The organism is Rhodovibrio sodomensis, from assembly GCF_016583645.1.
In the GTDB taxonomy this organism is placed as follows: Bacteria; Pseudomonadota; Alphaproteobacteria; order Kiloniellales; family Rhodovibrionaceae; genus Rhodovibrio; species Rhodovibrio sodomensis.
Map to the genome: position 1 here is coordinate 1 of NZ_NRRL01000266.1, position 1,307 is coordinate 1,307.

The 1,307-nt window shown below is 64.6% G+C and carries 1 protein-coding gene; it reads left to right on the forward strand.

The features are described 5' to 3' along the window. Positions 1–84 precede the first annotated feature (84 nt). Positions 85–1,113: an IS110 family RNA-guided transposase gene (locus CKO28_RS27655; RefSeq protein ID WP_200344747.1), complete on the forward strand. Its 1,029-nt coding sequence runs from the start codon at positions 85–87 to the stop codon at positions 1,111–1,113. The last annotated feature ends 194 nt before the right edge of the window (positions 1,114–1,307 follow it).

Below are 1,307 nucleotides of genomic sequence, written 5' to 3' on the forward strand. Positions count from 1 at the left end.
AGCGATGGGATGGACGCCCCCTCCGGCGGCATCGGTGTGCCAGAATGGGTGCACTGAAAAACGCCATTCAAGGAGGAGGCATCCATGGCGAAGGTTACCATGATCGGGCTGGACTTGGCGAAGAATACGTTTCAAGCGCACGGCGAGAACGCTGACGGCTCAGTAGCGTTCCGCAAGAAATTGCGCCGAGACAAGGTAATGACCTTCTTCGCTAAGCAGCCGCGCTGCACGGTGGCGATGGAGGCCTGCGCCGGCGCGCACTTCTGGGCGCGCTCGCTGCGGGAGTTCGGACACGAGGTCCAGCTCGTGCCGCCGGTCTACGTCAAGCCGTTCGTCAAACGCCAGAAGAACGACGCGGCTGACGCGGAAGCGATCGCGGAGGCGGCGAGCCGGCCGACCATGCGGTTCGTGGCAGTCAAGAGCGAGGCCAAGCAGGCCCAGGGCATGGCCTTCAAGACGCGCGACCTGCTGGTCCGTCAACGCACCCAGACGATCAACGCGCTGCGCGGCAACCTGGCGGAATTCGGCGTGATTGCGCCACAGGGCGTGGCACACCTCGGGCGTCTTCGGGCAGTCGTTGATGATTCCGAGACATACCTGCCTACTGCGGTCGTCGCTCTGGCGCAGACACTGCTCGAACAGATCGACACGTTCACCGAGCAGATCAACGCGATCGAGCAGGATATCAAGCAACTCGCACGCAAGCAGGACAGCAGCAAGCGCGTGATGACGATACCGGGGGTCGGGCCAATCTGCGCTACAGCGGTAGAGGCGTTCGCCCCGCCCATGGAGAGCTTCAAGAGCGGGCGAGACTTCGCCGCGTGGCTCGGGCTGACGCCGCGCCAGCACTCGACGGGTGGCAAAGAGCGACTGGGCAAAGTCTCCAAAATGGGCCAGCGCGATCTCAGGCGCCTGCTAATCGGCGGGGCCATGGCCGTCGTGCGCTGGGCGGCGAAGAACGGCGCGCCGGAAGGCTCTTGGCTGGCGCGCATGCTGCAGCGCAAGCCGCGCATGGTCATCGCCGTCGCGCTGGCGAACAAGAATGCACGCATCATCTGGGCGCTGCTGACCCAGGGAGGCGTGTACAAGGATCCGGCGGCCGCCGCAACGTAAAGCGCGCCAAAGCGGCTGTCCGGATGGCGTCGGAGGGTGCGAGCAGGTCTGAGGTAAGGTAAGGGCAAACGGTCATCGAGACGGGGTCGGGAAAACCAGCACGAAGGCGCTGCACGCTACAGTGCGAGTAAGCGTATTGGACCCGGTCCGCGTATCTCCATACAGGCCCGCGGCGTGTAACGGCCGCATCGAGA

Bases quoted from the DNA above. Each gene is read 5' to 3' on its own strand.
- CKO28_RS27655 (WP_200344747.1), top strand. From the start codon at position 85: ATGGCGAAGGTTACCATGATCGGGCTGGACTTGGCGAAGAATACGTTT.